The organism is Microcoleus sp. B9-D4 (assembly GCF_036705105.1).
In the GTDB taxonomy this organism is placed as follows: Bacteria; Cyanobacteriota; Cyanobacteriia; order Cyanobacteriales; family Microcoleaceae; genus Microcoleus.
On the sequence record NZ_JAUBTS010000072.1, the window covers coordinates 22,974 to 29,347 of the forward strand.

Sequence of the window (6,374 nt, forward strand, 5' to 3'; positions counted from 1 at the left end):
AATAAAATTGAGATTTCGCCAATTCTTGATTAACCGATCGCCTACTTCTTTCCCTTCGCCTGCCCCAACAATACCTTATAATCCGCCCGATCGGGATTTAGCTTCACCAACTTCTCCAAAGGCTCGATCGCCCCCACCTGATTATTCATCTGCAACCGCACATTTGCCAACCCCTCAAGAGCCGTCGGATTTTGCGGTTCCCGCTGCAAAACCGTCTCATATCCCCGTTCCTGGGCCACCAGCAAAGATTCCTGAGAAACGGCAGCAGTCGCCGTTTTTTGTTGGTGCTGGCTGCTCAAACCGCTGCCGAACAGACTCACCATACCAAAAATTGCCGAACCACCAAAGCCAACCATTGATACTAACGCAAAAATCTGCTTAATTCGATCGCTCCGATGAACGCGACTATCACTAGATTTTTTCTGTGTACTTTCCATTGCTAATTCTTGGCTTCGCTGTTTTTCAGGCACTCAAGAAGCGCCTATATCTAGATTGCCCAAGTTCGATCACAAAACGATCGCCCTTCGCCATTTAAAATTTGGAACCAATTATAGCCGTACACAAAATCTCATATTTGTCAAGGACATTTAGGTGAGAATAACACGCGGGCGATCGAGATCGGTGAAGCGCGATCGCACCCTTACTTTTTAGCCGTTACTCTCTGGCATTTCGCCAAACCGAGCTCGGTAACGCGGTAGCAAAGATGTGAGTTCAGGAACACGCTGGCGTTCCGCTTCTAGTGCTGAGGCTAATTCATCAGAAAGCCGATCTAATTTTTCTTCTAATGTTGTTGCAGTCCTGCAGATCGCTCCTTAATTGTGGTTATTTTTAATCTCAAACGCCCTTGCTGACTCGATTGTGCAATCAAAATGGGATTGGATTAAGGGCCGAAAGGTCGATCGACCTCCCACACCTTCAAATGCCATCAGGATCGATGCCTTGGCTTCTCAAGTATGCCATTAGTCGATCGGCCCTCTGGCGTTCCTCTTCGGCGCGCTGGCGTTCCTCTTCGGCGCGCTGGCGTTCCTGTTCCACCCGTTCCGCACCCCACAGCAGCAAATTGCCATTCTCATCCCACCAGCGCAACCAATAACCCCTTCTCTGAGATTTTTCGCCTTCCCAAACCCCCAGAAATAAACCCATTGATTCTATCCAGAATCGCTGATTAGCATCCGGTTCTTGCAATTCGTATTCTCCCGAAGTCGAGAGTCTGTACACTTCCAACACTCCCGATTTGGGTTCAAAAATTACATAAATCGGCACTTGCAAAATTCGCTCATAAAACCGCCATTTTCCGTAAGGATATGTCGGTTTATTTGAATATTCACTACCGTCAGTATCCGATAAAAATTCCATCACTACAGCAGGTACTTCTCCCTCAGCATTGCGCGTATAACTGCGGCGAACTTCTCCGGGTTCTGCTGGCAATACCGAGGGAACGTACACCCAATCCGGTGCTTTTACTACTGTTTTGTCATTAACTTTGGCACACAGTCCAAAATTGGAAGCTATTAGCATTGAAGCTAGGATAAATCCTGCGAGATCCAAGGCTTCTCGCAGGGCCGCGGCTAAAAGTGGTTGGTCGATATTTTCCACAGGCTCGTCGGGTAATTTAAAGTCATCTGGCAATTTTTCCCAAGTTACAGTATACTGGGTTTTGGTTACGTCCGGTTTCGATAATGTTTGCGTCATTGATTTTCCTTGTTGCGATAGAAAGAGTTTTTTGTTAATAGGATTTGGACAATAACTTTAATGCCGGCTGCGAAAGCTGCACCTTAGTAACTAAAGCAACTCGCGAATCTTGCAATAATTGCGGTTATTCAATGATACCCTGTTTTAAGGAGTATTTTCGGGAGCAACTGGTTCTGCTGATCTTGCAGTTTGAGAAGGTATAACAGGCAATTTGGGCTGTTTTTGCAAGCTGGGAAATCCCGGCTCTACTGATTGATTTCTGGCAGTTTTACTCGCATTTACTTTCTCAGAAAGGGGAGCTAATGTTTGAGTCACTTTAACTTGCTGTCGCAGTTGTTCTGTCGAACCCAATAAGCCTCCTAATCCGTTGAATAACCTGCGAATATTGTTGCGAAAAGCCGGATCTCCTGTCAAATCATCCACGTCGGAAGTAATTTTCTGCACGTTCTGAAATGTAGCTCGTGCAGAATCTAGAGTTTGCTGCAATAATAGCAAAGTGGCGGGATTGTTTACCTGGCTGGATAAATCTCGCAAATTACCAGAAGCTTGGGCAGCATTCGCTGATAAAACTTCTAAATTGTTCAGCAATTGTCCTTGGTTGATTCGATTAATTGTCGGACTCAAACTGCTGACAGCTACCCGCAGTTCCTGACTGCTTTGATTGATGTTATTCAGAGTTGAGACTAAACTGGCGCGGTTGGTTGTTACTAAAGAATTGACTTGGTTGGCTGTTAATGTAATTTGATTGGCTGCTTGAGTTACTGAATTAGCAGAATTTATCGCAGCGGCAGATACGGCTTTTGTGGAAGTGTCCGCCGTAGCTGCTACTTTAGAAACATCAGCGGCGGCTGCTGATATTTCCGTCTTGAGCGATTGATTTAAGGTGCTTGCTTCTCCCTTTAATGATTGATTTAAACTGCTGGCTTCCCCCTTTAATGATTGATTTAAACTTGCTATTTCGGATTTTACAGATTGATTTAAGCTCCCAATGTCTCCCCTTACAGATTGATTTAAAGTTTTTATTTCCGCTTGGGCATTTTTAGTTAAAGTCGATAAATCTTGAGTGAGTTGAGCTGCACCTTTAGCTGTGTTGGCTGTATTCTCGGTCAGAGATTTAATATTGTTAAACAGCGCGGGGTCAGTGTAGAAATTAGCTAGGCGGACTGTGGATTTAATTAGTTCGTCGATAGTGACTCCAGCTTGACCTTTTAAGCGCGAATTTTGGCAGATAATCTCTGGGGGACAGTTGGCACTAACGGGATTGGCGGTAAGTAATGATTCTGGCAAAATCGAGTTGGGGGTAATGTCGATCGACGATTCGCCAATTAAACCCGATTTATTCGCTTCGATCGTAACATCCCTGGGAATCACTAAAGTTCCGGGGGCAATCTCCAGCGTCACGTCTACGCCGTTGGAACCCGGTTGGAGGGCGGTAATTTTACCGACTGCAACCCCACGATACCTGATGGGCGTACCTATTTGCATTCCTTGGGCGCTGCCAAATTCTACGGCGAATTTGTAGCTGCGGTTCCCTAGCTGCACGCCCCGCAGCCAGAGCACTAAGCCGCCAAATAAACCGATTCCTACTAAAATTAAGAACCCGACAGAACCTTCTCTTACAGTTCGCGATCGCATATTACCTCCTTAGTCAGTTGGCAGTTGGCAGTTGGCAGTTGGCAGTTGGCAGTTGGCAGTTGATAGTTGGCAGTTGTTAATTTTTGTCTGATGTGTTGCCTATAGATTTTAGATAGGCGTTTAGCCTTGGCGACAGTTCGTCAATAATTGGCTTGAGTGTTTCTACTTGCGTACTTGTTAGTAGTTGCCTAGTATAAGCCCGTCTCAACCAGTGCTTTGTTTCATATAAAGAACCTCTGGCAATCTTGATAAATCGCCGATGATCCTGATAGCTACCTCGACCATCTCCTTCAGCAATATTAGCACCAATACTATCAGCAGATCGAATTATTTGCTTGCCGACCGTATCTTTTGCTAGTGCGTCCCATGTTATAACAATATTCCAAATTTCATCAGCTAATTTTTCAGCTAATTTATAAACATCTAACTTCTGAAAGTTGGTTTGTGACATATACTATCTCCCCACAAGACAAACAATTAACCACTGCCAACTGACCACGGACAACTGACCACGGACAACTGACAACTGACAATTGACTATCCAAGCGCTTGAATTGGCCCAGTAACACTGCCGCTAAAAAATTGTCGGATTAGTAAATTATCTGTCGATGCAATGTCATTGACAGTTCCCTCCCACTGCACTTTGCCTCGATACAGAAACACGATGCGATCGGCAGTGCGGCGGATGGTACTGTCTTGGTGAGTGACGATCGCATAAGTGCTGCAAACACCTTGGGCCGCCTGCAAGTCCCTGATTAAATCTTCAATTACCGTCGAAGCGATCGGATCTAAACCCGCCGTCGGTTCGTCGTACAGCAAAACCTCTGGATTATCCCTGTCATTATCAGGATTCGCCATGATAGCGCGGGCAAAACTTACCCGCTTCCTCATTCCCCCAGACAACTGCGCCGGATAGCGTTCGCCAATTCGCGGCAAACCCACCATCTCCAACTTTTCCTCCACCAATTCCCGAATGCGGCGGCGCGGCAGCTTAGAATGCTGGTAAAGTAAAAAACCGACATTCTCCTCCACCGTCAGCGAATCAAACAAAGCCGCTTGCTGAAACACCATCCCAATTCCGATCGGATCTGCCACGTCGTCCACCCATCCGACCCTGCGCTGTCCCTGAACAAAAACCTCACCGGCATCCGGGGCCAACAAACCCGCAATTATCCGCAGAATCGTAGATTTCCCCGTCCCGGAAGGGCCAATAATTGCCAGGGCCTCTCCCCGATAAATCCTCAGATCGACTTGATCGAGGATCGGGTTCTGGCCGAAGGACTTACTTACCCCCTTGAGTTCGATTAGTGGCTCAGCCATAGGATGTTATCAATAAGTTGTCAGTCATCAGTCATCAGTCTACCTAATGACTCATGACTCATGACTAATCACTAATTACTTAAATTGACTGCCAGAATCAAAACTCTCTTGTATTGTAAATTTGTCAGCTCGAGCTGTTCCAATACCCTTAAGACTAATTAACCATGTCAATTAGTTCACTTCCTAAAGCCCTCCGCGTCTTGGCTAAAGCCAAGCAGGTTTTTGCCCAATCCAGAAATCCTTACCCCCCTTCTTTGCGGAACGGGCGAGTTCACCAGTGGTTTAAGTGGTTAGCCCCCGGACTGTTAGTGAAACGGTGGCTGCTGATTAGTGCTAGCGGCGTGGTACTTGCCACTTTGGGTTTAGCGATTTGGACTGGGATGACTCCCATTTTCTTCTTATTGCAATTGTTGAGAAATTTTTTGGCGTGGATTGCGGAAGTTATTCCTAATTACGTGTCGGGGCCGATCATCATTGCTGGCGGGATTTTGTTAATTCTGTGGGGTCAAACTCGCAGTTTGAACTCTATTACTCAAGTGCTGATGCCCGAAGGGAATGAGGAATTGGTCGATCGACTCCTCAACCACCGTCGCTTGCACCGCGGCCCGAAAATTGTGGCAATTGGGGGCGGTACGGGTCTTTCTAACTTGCTCAGGGGATTGAAGGATTACAGCGCCAAAATCACTGCTATTGTCACGGTGGCGGATGATGGCGGGTCTTCCGGGCGGCTGCGGCGGGAAATTGGGGTATTGCCGCCGGGAGACATTCGCAATTGTTTGGCTGCTTTGGCAGATGAGGAAAAGTTATTGACTGAGTTATTTCAATATCGTTTCCGGGCTGGTGACGGTTTGGTGGGTCACAGTTTTGGGAATTTGTTTTTGACGGCGATGAGCGATATTGCTGGAGATTTGGAACAGGCGATCGCCGCGAGTTCTAAAGTTTTAGCAGTGAGGGGAGAAGTGCTGCCGGCTACTCTGAGCGACGTTTCTTTGTGGGCAGAACTGGCTGACGGCCGCAGGATTGAGGGGGAGTCCAGCATTACAAAAGCTAACGGGCAAATCATCAAAATTGGCTGCACTCCTGCTAATCCTCCGGCGTTGCCCAAGGTGGCCCAAGCACTTCGGGAAGCGGATTTTATCATTATTGGGCCGGGGAGTCTTTATACGAGTGTTATTCCGAATTTGTTGGTTCCGGAAATTGCTGATGCGATCGCCAACAGCGAAGTTCCCCGCATTTATGTTTGCAATATTATGACTCAGCCGGGGGAAACTGACGGATACAGTGTTGCAGACCACATTCGGGCGATCGATCGCGCTTGTGGCCGGCCGCTGTTCGATGCTGTAGTAGTTCAAGGAAAAGTCCCTTCTGCAAAGGCTTTGATTCGCTATTCTCAGGAGGATTCTTATCCGGTTGTGCTCGATCGAGAAGCCGTAACGCAATTGGGGCGGCGAGTTGTCATCGCCAATGTCATGGATGAAGATGAAAATACGGGTTTAATTCGCCACAATTCGCAAAGGTTGGCGGGGATGTTGCTGCGTTGGTACGGCCGCGCGCAAAACATTTAAGCTACTGACTGTTGACTGTTGACTGTTGACTGTTGACCGACGGTGCAGACTAATGTTCTTGGTTATTAGCAGCCCCAAGCGAGTAACTAATGACTAATGACTAATGACTAATGACTAATGACTAATGACTAATGACTAATGACTAATGACTAATGACTAATG

The 6,374-nt window shown here is 46.8% G+C and carries 6 protein-coding genes; 1 reads left to right on the forward strand and 5 read right to left on the reverse strand.

What is annotated here, in order from left to right; translation table 11 throughout:
- Positions 1 to 41 precede the first annotated feature (41 nt).
- From QUB24_RS28675 to QUB24_RS28695, 5 genes are all read right to left on the reverse strand, one after another.
- On the reverse strand, positions 42 to 437 hold the full coding sequence (locus QUB24_RS28675; protein ID WP_333157019.1) for a tetratricopeptide repeat protein: 396 nt from the start codon (positions 435 to 437) through the stop codon (positions 42 to 44).
- Between the two features lie 478 nt (positions 438 to 915).
- Positions 916 to 1,692, reverse strand: coding sequence for a Uma2 family endonuclease (locus tag QUB24_RS28680; RefSeq protein WP_333157020.1), 777 nt, complete (start codon positions 1,690 to 1,692; stop codon positions 916 to 918).
- A 144-nt stretch (positions 1,693 to 1,836) separates the two neighbouring features.
- Positions 1,837 to 3,327 (reverse strand): MlaD family protein, encoded by a 1,491-nt coding sequence (locus QUB24_RS28685; RefSeq protein WP_333157022.1) that lies wholly within the window; start codon positions 3,325 to 3,327, stop codon positions 1,837 to 1,839.
- Between the two features lie 76 nt (positions 3,328 to 3,403).
- On the reverse strand, positions 3,404 to 3,778 hold the full coding sequence (locus QUB24_RS28690; protein ID WP_333157024.1) for a four helix bundle protein: 375 nt from the start codon (positions 3,776 to 3,778) through the stop codon (positions 3,404 to 3,406).
- Positions 3,779 to 3,864: 86 nt separating this feature from the next.
- Positions 3,865 to 4,647 carry an ATP-binding cassette domain-containing protein gene (locus QUB24_RS28695; protein ID WP_333157025.1) on the reverse strand — a complete coding sequence of 261 codons (783 nt, stop codon included), beginning with the start codon at positions 4,645 to 4,647 and terminating at the stop codon, positions 3,865 to 3,867.
- Between the two features lie 164 nt (positions 4,648 to 4,811).
- Between QUB24_RS28695 and QUB24_RS28700 the strand changes: the two genes are divergently transcribed.
- Positions 4,812 to 6,212 (forward strand): gluconeogenesis factor YvcK family protein, encoded by a 1,401-nt coding sequence (locus QUB24_RS28700; RefSeq protein WP_333157026.1) that lies wholly within the window; start codon positions 4,812 to 4,814, stop codon positions 6,210 to 6,212.
- The last annotated feature ends 162 nt before the right edge of the window (positions 6,213 to 6,374 follow it).

Excerpts from the sequence above, each read along its gene's own strand:
- QUB24_RS28675 (WP_333157019.1), bottom strand. The coding sequence starts at position 437 with ATGGAAAGTACACAGAAAAAATCTAGTGATAGTCGCGTTCATCGGAGC.
- QUB24_RS28680 (WP_333157020.1), bottom strand. The coding sequence starts at position 1,692 with ATGACGCAAACATTATCGAAACCGGACGTAACCAAAACCCAGTATACT.
- QUB24_RS28685 (WP_333157022.1), bottom strand. The coding sequence starts at position 3,327 with ATGCGATCGCGAACTGTAAGAGAAGGTTCTGTCGGGTTCTTAATTTTA.
- QUB24_RS28690 (WP_333157024.1), bottom strand. The coding sequence starts at position 3,778 with ATGTCACAAACCAACTTTCAGAAGTTAGATGTTTATAAATTAGCTGAA.
- QUB24_RS28695 (WP_333157025.1), bottom strand. The coding sequence starts at position 4,647 with ATGGCTGAGCCACTAATCGAACTCAAGGGGGTAAGTAAGTCCTTCGGC.
- QUB24_RS28700 (WP_333157026.1), top strand. The coding sequence starts at position 4,812 with ATGTCAATTAGTTCACTTCCTAAAGCCCTCCGCGTCTTGGCTAAAGCC.